We start from the raw sequence: 16,460 nt of genomic DNA on the forward strand, positions 1-16,460 counted from the left end.
GATCTCCCGGGACCTCCGGGGATCTCCAGGTGTCCCCGGGGGATCTTCCGGGGTCTCCCGGGATCCCTCAGGGGTCGAGGTCCGCGGCCGCGCGCTCGGCGAAGACCCGCATCGCCTTGGCCGTGACCGGGCCGGGGGCCGCGGGCAGCACGGTCCCGTCGACCGCGCGGATCGGCTGGACGTCCCGGGTGGTGGAGGTCAGGAACGCCTCCTCGGCCTCGTACAGGGCCGAGAGCGGCAGGTCCTCCTCCACTCCCCCGCACCACTCCAGCGCGAGCGCGCGGGTGACCCCGGCCAGGCAGCCCGAGGCGAGCGTGGGGGTGACCGGCCGGCCGTCGCGTACGACGAAGACGTTGCTGCCGGTCCCCTCGCACAGGCCGCCCACGGTGTTCTGGAAGATCGCCTCGCTGCCGCCCCTGGCCTTGGCGTAGAACAGGGCCTTGGCGTTGTCGCCGTAGGAGGTGCTCTTGACCCCGGCGAGCACGCCGCGCTCGTTGCGCGGCCAGGGCACCACGGTCACGTCGGAGACCGGCGGGAACGGCTTCTGCTCGTCCACGATCACCACGGTCGTGCAGCCCTGGTCGCCCCGGTCGGAGCCGAGCGGCCCGGGACCGCTGGTGTAGGTGACGCGGACGCGGCCGAGCCGCCAGGGCGGGGCCTCGGCCAGGCAGGCGCGGATCCCCTCGGCGATCGCCTCGGTGTCGGGGTCGGGCAGGTCCATCCGCCGCGCCGAGAGCGTCAGCCGCTCCAGGTGGCGGGTGAGCGCGAACGTGGAGCCGTTCACGCACTTGATGGTCTCGAACACCCCGTCCCCGACCATCAGCCCGTGGTCGAAGACCGAGACGACGGCCCGGTCCGGGGCGAGAAGCGCTCCGTTGAGCCATACGGGTACGTTCATGGGACTCCCTCTGAGCCTGGTGTCGATGCGAGTGCGATGAGCCGGGACGCCTTCAGCTCGGTCTCGTCCCACTCCTGGCGCGGGTCGCTGCCCCACGTGATGCCCGCGCCCGTGCCGAAGCGGATCTCCCCGTCCGACAGCCAGAACGTACGGATCGCCACGGCCAGCGACGCGCGCCCCCGATCGGCGTCGACCCAGCCCACGGTTCCACAGTAGGGCCCCCGGGAGGTGGGTTCGAGCTCGTCGATGATACGCAGCGCCGAGGATTTCGGAGCGCCGGTCACCGAACCGGGAGGAAAGGTCGCCGAGAACAGCTCGGGCCAGCCGTACCCGGGTGCCAGCCGCGCCCGGACCGTGGAGACCAGGTGCACCAGGCCGGGGTGCTCCTCGACCTCGCACAGGGCGGGCACGCTCACCGAGCCGACCTCGGCGACCCTGCCCAGGTCGTTGCGGACCAGGTCGACGATCATCACGTTCTCCGCCCGGTCCTTGTCGCGCAGCCCGGCCGGGGTGGCCGCGGTCCCCTTGATCGGCCTGGACTCGACCACGTCGCCGTCCCTGGACAGGTACAGCTCCGGTGAGGCCGAGACCACGCTCACCCCCGGCAGGCTCACCGTCGCGGCGTAGGGCGCCGGGTTGCCGCGCGCCAGCCGCAGGGCCAGCGCGGGCAGGTCCGCCTCGCGCCCGGCGGGCAGCGGCGCGCCCAGCACCCGGCACAGGTTGGCCTGGTAGACCTCGCCCCGCCCGATCAGGGAGCGGATCTCGCGCACCCGCTCCTCGTACCCGGCCCGGTCCAGGGAGCTGCGCCAGGCCGACGGGCGCGGCCCGCGCCAGGGGCCGCGCGGCGCGGGCGGCGGGGCCGGGCGGACGCGGTCGAACCGGGCACAGGTGGCCTTGCCCTCGTAGTCGACCACGACGGCCCACCAGCCCTCGCCGTCCAGCGCTCCCAGGTCGGTGGTGACGTCGCGCAGCCCGGTCGCCAGGAGGCCGGGGCCCGCATGACCGGAGGCCGGGTGGCCGGTGACGTGCGCGAAGGAGTCATGCACCGCCCCATTGTCCCGCCTGCCGGGCCAGCAGCCTCACCAGGGTGCGGGCCGCGGGCAGCGGGGCGGGCGGCAGGGCGGCGTAGACGGTCCTGCGCGGGGCGAGGTCACCGAGGGAGCGGAGCACCAGGTCGGGCGGGACGGCGTGCGCGGCGATGGCGGGCACGAGCGTGATCCCGAGCCCGGCCGCGACGAACCCGAACTTGCCCGTCCACTCGCCGATCCTGACCGAGGCGCGGGGGGTGAACCCGGCGCGGGCGCAGGCGGCGGCCAGGGCCGTGGTCCGGCCCGGCGGGGGCGCCTCGATCCAGGTCTCCTCCCGCAGCTCGCGCAGGTCGACGATCTCCCGTCCCGCCAGCCGGTGGTCGCGGGGCAGCGCGACGAGCAGCTCGTCCACGGCCAGCTCGATCAGCTCGGCCCCCTCCTCGTCGGGCAGGTCGGCCGGATAGTCGCTGACCACGGCGAGGTCGAGGCCACCCTCGCGCATGCGGCGCAGCAGGCTCCGGCTGGGGCCCTCGACGGGGACCAGCTCGACGTCGGGGAAGTCCTCGCGGAACGCGCGCAGGGCCCCGGGCACGAGCGCGACGTTGGCGGTGGCGAACGCGCCCACCCGAAGCCGCCCCCTGTAGCCGCCGTGGATCCCGGCCAGCTCCTCCTCGGCCCTGGTCAGCCGGTTCAGCACCACCCGGGCGTGGTGGTGGAGCGCCTCACCCGCGGGGGTCAGCCGCACCCCGCGCGGCAGCCGCTCGAACAGCGGGCCCCCGGCGCGCTGTTCGAGGACGGCGATGCGCCGGGAGACCGCGGACTGGGTGTAGTTCAGGCTCGCCGCGGCCGCGGTGAACGAGCCGGTCCGGGCCACGGTGTCCAGCAGCCGCAGTCCCTCGACGTCGAACACATTCCCTCCTCGCATGGCTCACATGCAATCTAGTCGCTGGTGGAATGCCTCGGGGGTGCCTAGCGTGGCAGGCATGATCTCCTTTCTTGGTCTGGGACGCATGGGCGTCCCGATGGCCCGGCGGCTCGTGGCGGCCGGGTACGAGGTGACGACCTGGAACCGCACCCCCCGCACGGTCGAGGGGGCGGCCTCGGCGGCGTCGCCCGCCGAGGCCGTGGCGGGCGCGGAGGTGGTCGTCACGATGCTGAGCCACCCGGCGGCGGTACGGCGGGTGCTGTCGGACGCGGCACCGGGCCTGGGGGCCGGGACGGTGGTCGCGGAGATGTCGACGATCGGGCCCGAGGCGGTGGCCGGGCTGCGCGACCTGCTCCCCTCGGGGGTGGGGCTGGTCGACGCGCCGGTCCTGGGCAGCGTGGGACCGGCGGCCGACGGCACGCTGACCGTGCTGGCCGGCGGCCTGCCCGGGGACCTGGCCCGCTGCCGGAAGGTGCTCGGGGCGTTCGGCCGGGTGCTGGAGCTCGGCGGGCCCGGGTCCGGCGCGGCGATGAAGGTGACCGTGATGGGCGCGCTGGTGCCCGCCCAGGTGCTGCTCGCCGAGACCGTGGCGTACGCCCGCGGGACCGGCGTGGACACCGCCACCCTGCTGGACGTGCTGGCCGCCACGCCGCTGGGGCCGCTGGTCGAGCGGGTCCGCCCGGCCGTCGAGCACGGCCCGTCCGAGACGCGGTACGCCCTCGGGCTGGCGGCCAAGGACGTGGCGCTGGTCTCGCACGGGACGGGGACGATCGCCGACGCGGCCGGGGCGAGGCTGGCGGAGGCGGTCGCGGCCGGGCTGGGCGGGGCGGACCTGACGGCGATCTTCGCGCACCTCTCCCCGTCCGGTCCCACAGGGGCGGACCCGGACGGGGCGGGCCGGGCCGGGGTGCGGAGGCTGAACCCGGCCTCGGTGCCCGCGACCAACGGGTACTACTCCCACGCCACCAGGACCGGGAACCTGCTGTTCGTCTCCGGTCAGGTGGCGGTGGACGAGGACGGGAACGTGGTCGCCGAGGGGGACATGTCGCGCCAGTCCGCGTACGTGATGGACCTGGTCGCGCGCATCCTGGCCGACCAGGGGTGCACGTTCGACGACGTGACCCACATCCGGACCTTCCTCACCGACATGTCGCGGCTGCCGGAGTACGCGGCCGAGCGCGTGCGCCACATCACCGGCGAGCCCCCGGCCAGCACGACGGTGGAGGTGTCCCGGCTGTTCCGGCCCGGCCTGGTCATCGAGGTGGAGGTGGTCGCCGCCGTCCCGGCGGGGCGCTGACCGAAGGGCGGCGCCACGGCCCGTGCGGCCGGGTGGGGCCGGTGCCGGACCGGGGGGATCGGCACCGGCCCGGGGGGTGACGCCGGGCCGGGGACGCCGGGGTCAGGCCAGGGGGCCGGTGACGGTCTCGGCCGCGGCGACGACCGCGCCGGTCGCGACGAGCCGTACCGTCGCCTCGATCTCCGGGGCCAGGAAGCGGTCCGGGCCGGGGCCGGGGACGGCCTGGCGCAGGGCGTCCACCACGGCCGCGGTCGCCGGGGCCGGCCGGAGCGGGCCGCGCAGGTCCAGGGCCCGCGCGGCGGTGAGGATCTCCACCGCGAGCACCCGGGTCAGGCCGTCCACCGAGCGGCGCAGCTTGCGCGCGGCCGACCAGCCCATGGAGACGTGGTCCTCCTGCATGGCGGAGCTGGGGATGGAGTCGACGCTCGCGGGCACGGCCAGCCGCTTGAGCTCGGAGACGACCGCGGCCTGGGTGTACTGGGCGATCATGTGGCCGGAGTCGACGCCGGGGTCGTCCGCCAGGAAGGCGGGCAGGCCGTGGTTGCGGGACACGTCCAGCATGCGGTCGGTGCGGCGCTCGGAGATGCTCGCCAGGTCGGCGGCCGCGATGGCGAGGAAGTCGAGCACGTAGCCGACGGGGGCGCCGTGGAAGTTGCCGTTGGACTCCACCCGGCCGTCGGCCAGGACCACCGGGTTGTCGATCGCCGAGGCGAGCTCCCGCCCGGCGACCGCGGCGGCGTGCGCCAGGGTGTCGCGGGCGGCCCCGGCGACCTGCGGGGCGCACCTGAGGGAGTACGCGTCCTGGACGCGGGTGCAGGTGCCGTCCCGGTGCGACTCCATGATCTGCGAGCCCGCCAGCAGGGCCCTGAGGTTGGCGGCGCTGGCCGCCTGCCCGGGGTGCGGGCGCAGGCCCTGCAGGTCGGCGGCGAAGACCCGGTCGGTGCCGAGCAGGGCCTCCACGCTCATGGCCGCGCCGATGTCGGCCGCCTTGAACAGGCGGGCGAGGTCGTCCATGGCCAGGATCAGCATGCCGAGCATGCCGTCGGTGCCGTTGATGAGCGCGAGCCCCTCCTTGGCGGCCAGCTCGACGGGCTCGATACCGGCCCGCTTGAGCGCCTCGGCGGCGTCGGCGCGCTCCCCTGCGGCGTCCCGGACCACGCCCTCCCCCATGATCGTGAGGGCCACGTGGGAGAGCGGCGCGAGGTCGCCGGAGCAGCCGAGGCTGCCGTACTCGTGCACGACCGGGGTGATGCGCGCGTTGAGCAGGTCCTGGAGCACCCTGGCCGTCTTCGGGCGTACGCCGGTGTGGCCGGTGGCCAGGGTGTGCAGGCGCAGCAGCATCATCGCCCGGGTGACCTCGGCCTCCACCTCGGGGCCCGATCCGGCGGCGTGCGAGCGGACCAGGGAGCGCTGCAGCCGGGCGCGGAGCGAGGGGTCGATGTGCCGGGTGGCCAGGGCGCCGAACCCGGTCGAGACGCCGTAGGCGGGGACGGGGCTCTCGGCCAGCTCGTCCACCCGGGTGCGGGCCGCGGCCATGGCCGCCACGGCGTCGTCGGAAAGGCGCACCGGGAGGCCGTGCCTGGCGACCCCGACGACCTCCTCGAAGCTCAGCGGATCCGGCCCGATGGTCACGACCTCGTTGTCGCGGTTGCCGCGCATGCTGTCTGCTCTCTCGCGTAGGTGAAGCGATGGTAACCGGTGAAAGCGGTCTCCGCTCCTTACATCTCACGATAGCGGTCTATTCGGTTTGGGGAGTCGCCGGGTATTCGCTAGAGTTCTCACCGTGAGTCCGGGCCCGTTCCCGGGGGCACGCGGAAGTGGCTCAGTGGTAGAGCATCACCTTGCCAAGGTGAGGGTCGCGGGTTCGAATCCCGTCTTCCGCTCGGAAAGGGGCTCCGGCCCCCCACTCGGTGGAGTGGCCGAGAGGCGAGGCAACGGCCTGCAAAGCCGTCTACACGGGTTCAAATCCCGTCTCCACCTCTGGTTTCGACGAGGACGATTAGCTCAGCGGGAGAGCGCTTCCCTGACACGGAAGAGGTCACAGGTTCAATCCCTGTATCGTCCACCACCACCCCCCGGGGTGATCGAAGCAGACGCCGCCGGGCCTCCCGTGGGAGGCCCGGCGGCTTTTTCTTTCCCGGGGCGCCCCGGTGCCCCGGACGGCCCGCAGGACCCGGTGACGCGGACCGCCCGGGCGCCCACGGGCCCAGGGGTCCGGGGCGCCCGGGCGGTTCCGGGGTCAGCGTCCTTCCGGCAGGGACTCCAGCCAGCCCTCGATGGCGCGGGCCATCGAGGGGGCCCGGTCCTCCAGCATCGTGAAGTGGTCGCCCTCGACCTCGCGGGCGACGTGCTCGGTGTGCCAGGAGGCGCGCCAGTCCGGGGTGGCCGTCGGCACGCCGTCGGGGCCGGGCAGCGGGGTGTCCGGGCGCAGGAACAGGATGGGCGCCCGCACCTGCCCCAGCGTGCACTCGCGGAACAGCTTGTAGTAGCGGCCCATCGCCCCGAGGCGGGCGCTGGTGAACGGGCCGAACGAGGCCTCCCGGTCGAACATGCCCTGGACCATCTGCGTCCCGAGGTCGTCGATGACCTTGTCGTCCGGCAGGAAGGTGTCGAGCAGGACCAGGCCCGCGGGCCGGACGCCGAGGCTCTCCAGGTGGGTGACGGCGGCGTGCGCGAAGATCCCTCCCGCGCAGTAGCCCAGGACGACGAACGGCTCGTCGCCCGCGGCCCGCCGTACCGACTCGGCCCAGACGCGCACCGCGGCGTCGACCGTGCCCGGCAGGCTCTCCTCGCGGGCGAAGCCGAGCACCGGGAGCGCGTACAGGTCCCGTACGCCGCGGAAGTTCGCCGCCAGGCGGGCGAACTGGGTCGCCCCGCCCAGCGCCATCGGGGTGCTGAAGCAGAACAGGGCGGGCCCGCCGGGGCCGGAGGCCAGCTTCACCGGCGGCGGGATCTCCCCGAGCTCCTCGGGCGAGGAGAACGAGGGGCGCAGGTCGGCCATGGCCCGCAGCAGGGCCATGCCCTCGTGCATCCTGCCGGACAGGGCGGCCTCGTGCAGCAGGGCGCTCGGGGTGTCCGAGGGGTCGGCCCCGGTGCGCGAGGGCCGGTCGCCGGTGCCCTCCAGGCGGCCGGCCACCTCGCCCAGCAGGTGCTTGGCCAGGTCGGAGGGGTTGGGGTAGTCGAAGACCACGGTCGCGGGCATCCGCAGACCGGTGGCCTTGATGAGGCCGTTGCGCAGCTCCATCGAGGTCAGCGAGTCGAACCCGGCCTCCAGGAAGTTCTGGTCGGGATCGACCGCCTCGGGGCCCGGGTGGCCGAGCACCCGGGCGGCGTGGGCCCGCACCACCTCGCGCAGCGCGTCCAGCCGCTCCTGTTCGGCCAGGCCGGCCAGCCGCTCCGCGAGCGGCGACCCGCCGTCCTCCTGCTCGGCGGCACCGTCACCGCCGCCGTCCAGGACGGCCTCGACCTCGGGCAGGGCGCGCAGCAGCGGGCGGGACCTGGCCAGGGTGTAGGCCGGGGCGAACCGGGTCCAGTCGATGTCGGCCACCACCAGGTGGGACTCGTCGTGGTCGAACGCCTGGCCGAGCGCGATCGTGGCCGCGGACGGCGCCATGGCGCGCACGCCGAGGCGGCGCAGCCGGGCGCCGATGGAGGCGTCCACCATGCCGCCGCCGTCCCAGGCTCCCCAGGCCACGCAGGTGGCGGCCAGGCCGCGCGCGCGGCGCCGGGCGGCCAGCGCGTCGAGGAAGGCGTTGGCCGCGGCGTAGGCGGCCTGGCCTCCCTGTCCCCACACGGCCGCCCCGGAGGAGAACAGCGCGAACAGCTCCAGCGGGTGGTCGCCCAGCAGCTCGTCCAGGTTCCGGGCGCCCGCGACCTTGGCCCGTCCGACCTCGGCGAACTCCTCGACGGTGGTGCCGGCCAGCGTCACGTCGTCGTGGACGACACCGGCCGCGTGGACGACGGCGCGCAGCGGCAGCCCCTCGGGCAGCGCGTCCAGCAGGCGCCGCAGCTCCTCGCGGTCGGCGACGTCGCACGCGGCGATGGTGACCCGGACGCCCAGCGCCTCCAGTTCGGCCTCCAGCTCGGCCGCTCCCGGGGCGGTACGGCCCCGGCGGCCGGTCAGCACGAGATGCTCCGCACCCCGTCCGGCCAGCCAGCGCGCCACGTGCGCGCCGACCCCGCCGGTGCCGCCGGTGACGAGCGCCGTCCCGCTCAGGCGCCGGACCCCGGATTCCCGGGACTCCCCGGATGCCTCGGGTGCCTCAGACGTCCCGGCCTCGCCGGTACGCGGGGCGGGCACCGCGGGGGCGGCGGAGGGGGGCTCGCCGAGCGGGGCCCGTACCAGGCGGCGGGCCAGGATCCCGTCCTGCCGGACCGCGAGCTGCTCCTCGCCGCCCAGCCCGGCCAGCACCCCGCACAGCCGTGCCAGGGCCCGCTCGTCCGGGGCCGGGGGCAGGTCGACCAGGCCGCCCCAGGTGTCGGGGTGGTCCAGCGCCAGCACGGTGCCGATCCCCCAGACCTCGGCCTGGAACGGCGCCGCGTCCCCTGCGGTGGAGAAGTCGGCCGTGCCGGTGGCGCCGGTGTGCACCGCCCCGCAGGTGACCGCCCACAGCGGGGCGGTGACACCGGCGTCGGCCAGTGCCTGGACCAGCGTGACGGTCGCCGCCGTGCCCCGCGAGAGCGCCGGATGCAGCGGGTGGGGGCGCTCGTCCAGGGCCAGCAGGCTGAGCACTCCCGCCGGCGGGTCGTCGGGGAGGCGGTCGCGCAGGGCGGCGGTGAGCGCGGCCCGGTCGTGCCCGGCCACCTCGACGATCACCGCCCGGGCGCCGTGCCGGGTCAGGCCGGCCACGACCGCGTCGGCCGCCGCCACCTGGCCGTCCGCGGGCAGGGCGACCAGCCAGGAGCCGGTCAGCTCGGTGCTCACCGGCTCACCGACCGGCCGCCAGGCCACCCGGTAGCGCCAGGAGTCCACCGTGGCCCGCTCCCGCCTGCTCCGCCGCCAGGAGGCCAGCGCGGGCAGCACCTCGGCCAGCGCCGCGGGATCCACCCCCCGGTCGGCGGCCAGGCTCGCCACGTCGCCGCGCTCGACCGCCTCCCAGAAGGCGGTGTCCACCGGGTCGGTGCCCGGGGCCGCGGGCGGCGGCGCGGACCTCAGCCAGTAGCGGCTCCGCTGGAACGGGTAGGTCGGCAAGTCCACCGGCCGGGCACCCGGGTACAGGGCGGGCCAGTTCACGCCGACGCCCCGCACGTGCAGCTCGGCGGCGGAGGTCAGCATCCTGAGCGGCCCGCCGTCGTCGCGGCGCAGGGTGCCGGTGACCACGGCGTCGAGGCCGAGGGCGTCGAGGGTCTCCTGCAGGCCCATGGTGAGCACCGGGTGCGGGCTGCTCTCGACGAACACCCCGTACCCCTGCCTGGCGAGCGCGCGGACGGCGGCGTCGAAGCCGACGGTGCGGCGCAGGTTGGTGTACCAGTACCCGGCGTCCAGGGTGGAGGTGTCGATCCACTCGCCGGTCACCGTGGAGATCATCGGTACCTCGCCCCGCCGCGGCCGGATCGGGCCTAGGTCGCGCAGCAGGCGCTCGCGCAGTTCCTCGACCTGCGCCGAGTGCGAGGCGTAGTCCACCGGGATCCTTCTGGCCCGTACGCCGTCCGCGGTCAGCTCGGCGGTCAGGTCGTCGAGGGCGTCCGGGGCGCCGGAGACCACGACCGAGTGGGCGCCGTTGATCGCGGCGACGGAGATCCGGTCGCGCCAGGACTCCAGCCGCGCCGACAGCTCCTGCTCGGACAGCCCCACGGAGAGCATGCCGCCGCGTCCGGCGAGGACGTCGCCGATGGCGCGGCTGCGCAGGGCGGCGACGCGGGCGCCGTCCTCCAGGGAGAGCGCGCCGGCGACCGTGGCGGCGGCGATCTCGCCCTGGGAGTGGCCGATCACGGCGTCGGGACGGACCCCGTGGCCCTCCCACAGCCGCGAGAGCGACACCATGACCGCCCACAGCACTGGCTGGACCACGTCCACCCGCTCCAGCGAGGGGGCGCCGGGATCGCCGCGCAGCACCCCGGTCAGCGACCAGTCCGTGAACGGCGCCAGGGCGCGCTCGCAGTCGGCGACGTGCGCGGCGAAGGCGGGAGAGGACTCCAGCAGCCCGGTCGCCATCCCGGCCCACTGGGAGCCCTGGCCGGGGAAGACGAACACGGTCTTGCCCGGGGAGGACGACGCCGTCCCGGTGACCGCTCCGGCGGCCTCCTGTCCTGCGGCCAGCGCGCGCAGCCCGGACAGCAGCTCCTCGCGGTCGCGTCCCACCACCACGGCGCGGTGCCCGAAGGCGGCTCGGGAGGCCAGCGAGAGGCCGATGTCGCCGGCCGCCTGCCCGGGGTGGTGCTCGGCGTGCTCGCCGAGCAGGCCGAGCTGGGCGCGGAGCGCGGGCGCGCTCTTGGCCGACAGCACCCACGCCGTGGCGGCGCCGTCCGACAGGAGCGGGTGCTCGCCCCGCTCCCCGGCGGGCGGCTCGCCGGGCGACGCGTCGCCGGGCGTGCCGTCGGGGGCCTGCTCGATGATCACGTGGGCGTTGGTGCCGCTGACGCCGAAGGAGGAGACACCGGCCCGGCGCGGCCGGTCGGCGTCGGGCCAGGCGACGGGTTCGGTCAGCAGCCGGACGTTGCCGGCCGACCAGTCCACGTGGGAGGAGGGCTCGGACACGTGCAGGGTCCTGGGCAGCAGCCCGGCGCGCAGCGCCATCAGCATCTTGATGACGCCGGCGACCCCGGCCGCGGCCTGGGTGTGGCCGATGTTGGACTTGATCGACCCGAGCCAGAGCGGCCGCTCGCCGGGCCGGTCCTGGCCGTAGACGGCCAGCAGGGCCTGGGCCTCGATCGGGTCGCCCAGGGTGGTGCCGGTGCCGTGCGCCTCGACGGCGTCCACGTCGAACGAGGCCAGGCCCGAGTTGGCCAGCGCGCGGCGGATGACGCGCTGCTGGGACACGCCGTTGGGCGCGGACAGGCCGTTGCTCGCGCCGTCCTGGTTGACCGCGGAGCCGCGGACGACGCCGAGGATCGGGTGGCCGTTGCGGCGCGCGTCGGAGAGCCTCTCCAGCAGCAGCATGCCGGCCCCCTCGCCCCAGCCGGTGCCGTCGGCGTCCTCGGAGAACGCCTTGCACCGGCCGTCGGGCGCCAGGCCGCGCTGGCGGCTGAACTCGACGAAGGTCTCGGGCGTGGCCATCACGGTCACCCCGCCGGCCAGCGCGAGCGTGCTCTCCCCGCGCCGCAGCGACTCGCACGCCCAGTGCAGCGCCACCAGCGAGGACGAGCACGCGGTGTCGACGGTGACCGCGGGCCCCTTGAGGCCGAACACGTACGCCACCCGGCCGGAGATCACCGCGGTGGAGCTGCCGGTCAGCAGGTGCCCCTCGACCCCCTCGGGCAGCGACTCCAGGCCGGTGCCGTACCCGCTGGAGAAGGCGCCGACGAACACCCCGGTCTGGCTGCCCTTCAGCGAGGTCAGGTCGATGCCGGCCCGCTCGAACGCCTCCCAGGACACCTCCAGCAGCAGCCGCTGCTGCGGGTCGGTGGCCAGCGCCTCCCGGGGGGAGATGCCGAAGGAGGCCGCGTCGAAGTCCCCGGCGTCGTAGAGGAACCCGCCCTCGCGGGTGTAGCTGGTGCCCGGCCGGGACAGGTCCGGGTCGTAGAGCCCCTCCAGGTCCCAGCCCCGGTCGTCGGGGAACGCCGAGACGCCGTCACGGCCCTCCGCGACGAGCCGCCACAGGCCCTCGGGGTCGCGTACGCCTCCGGGGAAGCGGCAGCCCGCGGCGATGACCGCGATCGGCTCGTGGTCCCTGGCCTCCGCCTCGCGCAGCCGCTGCTGGGCCTGCTGGAGATCGGCGGTCACCCGCCGGAGATAGCCGAGGAGTTTCTGCTCGTCCGCCACGTCACGTCACCTTCTTCCCCACATGTCGCGCGGCCCCTCGGGCACGCACGGAAAGATCGTTCTTCACCGGAGAGCACGATGGGCTCACAGGCCCTTGTCGATCAGCGCGAACAGCTCGTCGGCGCTCGCCGACCCGACGTCCTCGCCCGCGGGCACGTCGTCCGCCTCCCGCTCGGGCCGGTCGCCGCGCCATCGGGTCAGCAGTCCCTGCAGCCGGGTGGCGATGGTGAACCGGGTCTCCTCGTCGGGCGTGAGCTCGCCGAGCACCCGGTCCAGCCGGTCGAGCTCCCGCATGACCTGCGTGTCGGTGGGCGCCTCGTCGGGCGCCAGCTCCGCGCGCAGGTACGCGGCCAGGGCGGCCGGGTTGGCGTAGTCGAACACCAGGGTGGCCGGCAGCCGCCTGCCGGTCGCGGCGTTCAGCCGGTTGCGCAGCTCGACCGAGGTGAGCGAGTCGAACCCCATGTCGTCGAAGGCGCGGTCGGCCTCCACCTGGTCGGCGGAGGAGTGGCCGAGCACGGCGGCGACCTCGGTCCGTACCAGGTCGAGCAGGGCGCGGTCGCGGTCGGCGGCGGGCAGCGCGGCCAGCGTGGCCCGCAGGTCCGCGGCGGAGCGCCCGCCCCCGGCCGACGTCGCGGTACGGCGGGCCGGGGCGCGCACCACGCCCCGCAGGATCGGCGGGAGCCGGTCGCCCCTGGCGGCCAGCGCCTTGGCGTCCAGGTGGATCGGCACCAGCACGGGCTCGGACCGGCCGGTGGCCGCGTCGAGCAGGGCGAGCCCCTCCCGCGCGTCCAGCGGCACGACGCCCTCGCGGGCCATCCGGGCCAGGTCGGCGTCGGTGAGGGTGCCGAGCATGCCGCCCTCCTGCGACCAGGGTCCCCAGGCCAGCGAGAGCGCGGGCAGTCCCTGGGCGCTGCGCGCGTCGGCGAGCGCGTCCAGGAAGGCGTTGGCCGCGGCGTAGTTGCCCTGCCCGGTGCTGCCGAACGTGCCGGCCACCGAGGAGAACAGCACGAAGGCCGACAGGTCCAGCTCGCGGGTCAGCTCGTGCAGGTTCAGCGCGGCGTCCGCCTTGGGACGCAGCACCCGGTCCACCCGGTCCGGGGTCAGGGAGGTGATCGCGCCGTCGTCCAGCACCCCGGCCGCGTGCAGCACGGCGGTGAGCGGGCGGTCGGCGGGCACCTTGGCGATCAGGTCGGCCAGGGCGGCCCGGTCCGCCGCGTCACAGGCGACGATCTCCACGTCCGCGCCCAGCCCGGCCAGCTCGGCCCGCAGCCGCTCCGCGCCCTCGGCCGCGGGGCCGCTGCGGCCGGCCAGCAGCAGGTTGCGGACGCCGTGGACGGTCACCAGGTGGCGGGCGACGAGCCCGCCCAGGCCGCCGGTCCCGCCGGTCACCAGCACGGTGCCGTCCGGGTCGAGCGCGACCGGCAGGGTCAGCGCGACCTTGCCGACGTGCCTGGCCTGCGACAGGAAGCGGAACGCCTCGGGGGCGCGGCGGATGTCCCAGCCGGCGACCGGCAGCGGCCGGATCGCCCCCCGCTCGAACAGCGCGACCAGGTCGCGCAGCATCTGCCCGATGCGGTCGTACCCGGCCTCGACGAGGTCGAAGTCGCGGTAGCGGACGCCGGGGTGCGCGGCGGCCACCTCCTCGGGGACGCGCACGTCGGTCTTGCCCATCTCCACGAACCGGCCGCCGCGCGGCAGCATCCGCAGCGAGGCGTCAACGAAGTCGCCCGCCAGCGAGTTGAGCACGACGTCGACGCCGTCACCGCCGGTCGAGGAGAGGAACCCGCCCTCGAAGTCCAGGGTGCGCGAGGAGGAGATGTGCTCCTCGTCCAGTCCCATGGACCGCAGGACGTGCCACTTGCCCGGCCCGGCGGTGCCGTAGACCTCGGCGCCGAAGTGCCCGGCGAGCTGTACGGCGGCCATGCCGACGCCGCCCGCCGCGGCGTGGACCAGCACCTTCTCGCCCGCCTTCAGCCCGGCCAGGTCCACCAGCGCGTAGTACGCGGTCAGGAAGGCGACCGGGGTCGAGGCGGCCTGGGCGAAGGTCCAGCCCTCGGGGACGGAGACCACCTGGCGATGGTCGGTGACGGCCAGCGGGCCGAACGCCCCGCCGTCGAACATGCCCATCACCCGGTCGCCCGGGGCGAACGCGGTGACACCCGGCCCGACCTCCACGACGCGGCCCGCGCCCTCCAGGCCCATCGCGCCCGCCTCGCCCGGGTACATGCCGAGCGCGTTGAGCACGTCACGGAAGTTCACCCCGGCGGCGCGGAGCGCGACGCGGACCTGTCCCGGCCGCAGCGGGGCCACGGCCTCGGGGGCGTCCAGGAAGGTGAGGTTCTCCAGGGTGCCCTTGTCCAGGCTGTCCATCCGCCAGGAGACCGCGCCCGGGGGCGGGGTGAGGACGGGGCCGGTCGCGCGGACCAGCCGGGCCGCGAGGACGCCCCTGCCCTCCCGTCCCTCGCGCAGCGCGACCTGCGGCTCGCCGGTGGCGAGCGCGGCCGGGAGCCGCGCGGCCGAGGCGGCGTGGCCGTCGAGGTCGGCCAGGACGAACCGGCCGGGGTTCTCCGCCTGCGCGGAGCGGACCAGGCCCCACACGGCCGCGCCCGCGAGGTCGCGGACGGTGTCGCCGGAACCGGTGGAGACGGCACCGCCGGTGACGAAGAGCAGCTTCGAGTCGCCGAGGCGGTCGTCGGCCGCCCACGCCTGCACCAGGTCCAGGGCCCGGTTCACGGCCGAGCGGACGGCCGGCGCCGTGCCGCCCGCGTCGGCGAGGGTGCCTTCCGTACCGGGGACGACGGCGTCCGGGCCGGTGGTCGGGTCGGTGAGGGCGTCCGTGCCGGTGGCGCCGGTGAGCGTACCGGGGTCGCGGCCGTCGTCGCCGGACGGCCAGGTGGCGCCCGCGGTCACGACCACGACCTCGGGGACGGGCGCGCCCGCTTCGAGGGCCGCCAGCAGCGCCGCCGGGTCGTCGTAGGACGCCGTGGAGACCCCGGCCGCGCGCAGTGCCGCGCCGGTGCCGGAGGCGTCGCCGCCGAGCAGCGCCCACTCCCGGGCCTCGGCCCCGGACTCGGCCTCGACCGGCGTCCACTCCACCCGGTACAGCGAACGCTCCGCCTCGGGGCGGGCGCCGCCCGCCAGGTCCGCGGTGTCGATCCGGCGCAGCACCAGCGAGCCGATCGACACCACCGGCCTTCCCGCCCGGTCGGCCGCCTCCAGGCGCAGGGAGTCGCCGCCGGTCGGGACCACGCGGACCCTCAGGTCGGACGCTCCCGCGGCGTGCAGGTTCACCTGCGACCAGGTGAACGGCAGCGCGGCGTGCTCGGCCGAGGCCCCGCTGAGGGCGAGGGCGTGCAGCGCGGCGTCCAGCAGGGCGGGGTGGATGCCGAAGCGCGCGGCGTCGGCGCCGACGCCCTCGGGCAGCGCGATCTCGGCGAACACCTCGTCGCCGTGCGTCCAGGCCGCCTTCAGCCCCTGGAAGACGGGGCCGTAGTGCAGGCCCATACCGGCGAGCCGGTCGTAGAGCCCGTCCACCGGCACCGGTTCGGCGCCGGGCGGCGGCCACTGGGCCAGGTCGAAGTGACCGGGCTCGGCGGACGGCGTCAGCAGGCCGGTGGCGTGCCGGGTCCAGGGCTCGTCGTCGGGGACGTCCTCCGGGCGCCCGTAGACGGTGATCGTCCGGGCGCCGGACTCGTCCGGGGCGCCCACCACGACCTGCACCTGGACGCCGCCCCGGTCCGGCAGGACGAGCGGGGCCTCCAGGGTGAGCTCCTCGATGCCCGCGCAGCCGACCTGGTCACCGGCGCGGACGGCCAGCTCGACCAGCCCGGTCCCGGGGAACAGCACGGTCTCGCCCACCGTGTGGTCGGCGAGCCAGGGACGCGTCCGGGCCGAGAGCCGGGCGGTGAACAGGTGCCCGCCGGAGTCGGGAAGCTCGACCGCGGCGCCGAGGAGGGGGTGGTCGGGGGTGCCGAGGCCGACGGACTCGGGGTCACCGGCGCTGGGGACGTGCAGCCAGTAGTGGCGGTGCTGGAAGGCGTAGGTCGGCAGGTCCACCGTGTGCGGCCTGACCACGGAGCCGGTCCCGGTCGCGGCGGTGGCGGCGTCGGTGAAGAACGTCTCCCAGTCCACAGCGACTCCCCTGGTGTGCAGGGTGGCCAGGGCGGTGACCAGCTCGGCGGGTTCGTCGCGGTCGCGCCGCAGCACCGGCACGAACGCCGCGTCGTCCCCGCCGGCAGGGCCGAGGCCGACGCCGTCGAGGCCGTTCCCGGTGCCGTCGGACGACGCGGGCGAGGGAGTGAGGGGGGCTTGGAGGCATTCCTGGCCCATCGCCGACAGCACCGCGTCCGGACCCACCTCCACGAACGTGGCAACCCCGGCCTCACGCAGCG

At 75.8% G+C, this 16,460-nt stretch carries 7 protein-coding genes and 3 tRNA genes; 4 read left to right on the forward strand and 6 right to left on the reverse strand.

From position 1 onward, the window contains the following. Positions 1–67: 67 nt before the first annotated feature. From ACZ6RT_RS27955 to ACZ6RT_RS27965, 3 genes are read right to left on the reverse strand one after another with little or no spacing between them, the layout of a single operon-like run. The gene (locus ACZ6RT_RS27955; RefSeq protein WP_399195962.1) at positions 68–898 is read right to left on the reverse strand and encodes an aminotransferase class IV; all 831 of its coding nucleotides are present in this window, start codon (positions 896–898) and stop codon (positions 68–70) included. Then, entirely contained in the window at positions 895–1,944 is a 1,050-nt protein-coding gene (locus ACZ6RT_RS27960; RefSeq protein WP_470157056.1) for a chorismate-binding protein, read from the reverse strand. Before ACZ6RT_RS27960 ends, ACZ6RT_RS27955 begins: the two co-directional genes overlap by 4 nt. Continuing rightward, a complete protein-coding gene (locus ACZ6RT_RS27965; RefSeq protein ID WP_470157057.1) occupies positions 1,937–2,836 on the reverse strand; it encodes a LysR family transcriptional regulator in 900 nt (299 codons plus the stop codon). Before ACZ6RT_RS27965 ends, ACZ6RT_RS27960 begins: the two co-directional genes overlap by 8 nt. A 73-nt stretch (positions 2,837–2,909) precedes the next feature. On the opposite strand from ACZ6RT_RS27965, the gene ACZ6RT_RS27970 reads away from it, so the two are divergent. Then, positions 2,910–4,148 carry an NAD(P)-binding domain-containing protein gene (locus ACZ6RT_RS27970; protein ID WP_399195956.1) on the forward strand — a complete coding sequence of 413 codons (1,239 nt, stop codon included), beginning with the start codon at positions 2,910–2,912 and terminating at the stop codon, positions 4,146–4,148. 102 nt (positions 4,149–4,250) lie between these two features. Here the strand turns inward: ACZ6RT_RS27970 and hutH are convergent, their stop codons facing one another. Next, positions 4,251–5,807 (reverse strand): histidine ammonia-lyase, encoded by a 1,557-nt coding sequence (gene hutH, locus ACZ6RT_RS27975; protein ID WP_470157058.1) that lies wholly within the window; start codon positions 5,805–5,807, stop codon positions 4,251–4,253. Positions 5,808–5,959: 152 nt separating this feature from the next. On the opposite strand from hutH, the gene ACZ6RT_RS27980 reads away from it, so the two are divergent. The 3 genes from ACZ6RT_RS27980 (at position 5,960) to ACZ6RT_RS27990 (ending at position 6,216) form a co-directional block, all read left to right on the forward strand. After that, positions 5,960–6,031 (forward strand) — tRNA-Gly (locus ACZ6RT_RS27980). Positions 6,032–6,057: 26 nt separating this feature from the next. After that, a tRNA-Cys gene (locus ACZ6RT_RS27985) sits at positions 6,058–6,128 on the forward strand. A gap of 13 nt (positions 6,129–6,141) precedes the next feature. Further along, positions 6,142–6,216 (forward strand) — tRNA-Val (locus ACZ6RT_RS27990). A gap of 171 nt (positions 6,217–6,387) precedes the next feature. On the opposite strand, the gene ACZ6RT_RS27995 is transcribed toward ACZ6RT_RS27990, so the two are convergent. Together ACZ6RT_RS27995 and ACZ6RT_RS28000 are read right to left on the reverse strand one after the other, a co-directional pair. Beyond that, positions 6,388–12,069 carry a type I polyketide synthase gene (locus tag ACZ6RT_RS27995; RefSeq protein ID WP_470157059.1) on the reverse strand — a complete coding sequence of 1,894 codons (5,682 nt, stop codon included), beginning with the start codon at positions 12,067–12,069 and terminating at the stop codon, positions 6,388–6,390. An 84-nt stretch (positions 12,070–12,153) separates the two neighbouring features. Then, positions 12,154–16,431, reverse strand: coding sequence for an SDR family NAD(P)-dependent oxidoreductase (locus ACZ6RT_RS28000; RefSeq protein WP_470157060.1), 4,278 nt, complete (start codon positions 16,429–16,431; stop codon positions 12,154–12,156). Positions 16,432–16,460 lie beyond the last annotated feature (29 nt).

Source organism: Streptosporangium sp. NPDC050148 (assembly GCF_055586505.1).

Bases quoted from the DNA above. Each gene is read 5' to 3' on its own strand.
- ACZ6RT_RS27955 (WP_399195962.1), bottom strand. From the start codon at position 898: ATGAACGTACCCGTATGGCTCAACGGAGCGCTTCTCGCCCCGGACCGG.
- ACZ6RT_RS27970 (WP_399195956.1), top strand. From the start codon at position 2,910: ATGATCTCCTTTCTTGGTCTGGGACGCATGGGCGTCCCGATGGCCCGG.
- hutH (WP_470157058.1), bottom strand. From the start codon at position 5,807: ATGCGCGGCAACCGCGACAACGAGGTCGTGACCATCGGGCCGGATCCG.